The following is an 803-nucleotide window of genomic DNA, read 5'->3' on the forward strand; positions in this document are numbered from 1 at the left end:
TGTTGGGCACAGTTATTTATAGTTAATTTCTCTGGTTAAAATTCTATCCAATTTTTCGTTTTCGTAAATTCTTTTTGCAGTCCAATTGTCAAATTTGTCCAAATCGTACTCATACTTAAGCGTTGAAATCAAGGAGTCATTTTCGTTAAATTCCTTTAGTCCGATTAGGTTTTGACAATCGTATTCGTAAACCATTTTTCGGTTTCTTTTTGGATCGGATTTATAAACAGTCTCAACTTTGGTGGCTATTTCATTTTTATTAAAATAGCTTGTTGAAACAGAATTTCTTATCGTGTCCGATGATTCTAAATCGATGAAGATCTGTGTTGATATAGATTTATTTTTTGTGTTGTTTTTTCGATAATAGTAAGTTTCAATTTGTTCAAACTTCTCATTTGGGTAATTTACAATTGCTTTCGATTGATAAAGTAATGTGTCTTTATAAATATAATCAACGATGAACGGCAAACTGTCCGTTGATATTTTAACAACTTCTTTTTTGATTTTATTTAAATCGTTATAGCTGTATTCAATTTCCATTTTTTCGTTGTCAAACAGCGTTCTTTGATTTAGATTGATTATTTGGTCATTGTTGTTATATGTTTTTTCTCTCACCAATAAAGTATCTTGACTTTCGTTGTTTACAGAATCTTTTTTGATTTGGATAGTATATTCCGTTATCCGACTTGCGCTTTTAGTCAATCCGTTTTTCAGCAATTTTGGTTTATCACAGCAACCAATTAATAATATAGAGGAAAGTAAAATGAGAAGTTTGTTCATTCGGTTTTAATTGTGCCCAACGT

General features: G+C 30.0%; 1 protein-coding gene. It reads right to left on the reverse strand.

Translation table 11 applies throughout. The annotated features are described in order from the left end of the window. Positions 1 to 12 precede the first annotated feature (12 nt). Entirely contained in the window at positions 13 to 780 is a 768-nt protein-coding gene (locus tag ACFQ1G_RS01360) for a hypothetical protein (RefSeq protein WP_380736443.1), read from the reverse strand. Positions 781 to 803 lie beyond the last annotated feature (23 nt).

It is taken from the genome of Salinimicrobium gaetbulicola (genome assembly GCF_042676025.1).
In the GTDB taxonomy this organism is placed as follows: Bacteria; Bacteroidota; Bacteroidia; order Flavobacteriales; family Flavobacteriaceae; genus Salinimicrobium; species Salinimicrobium gaetbulicola.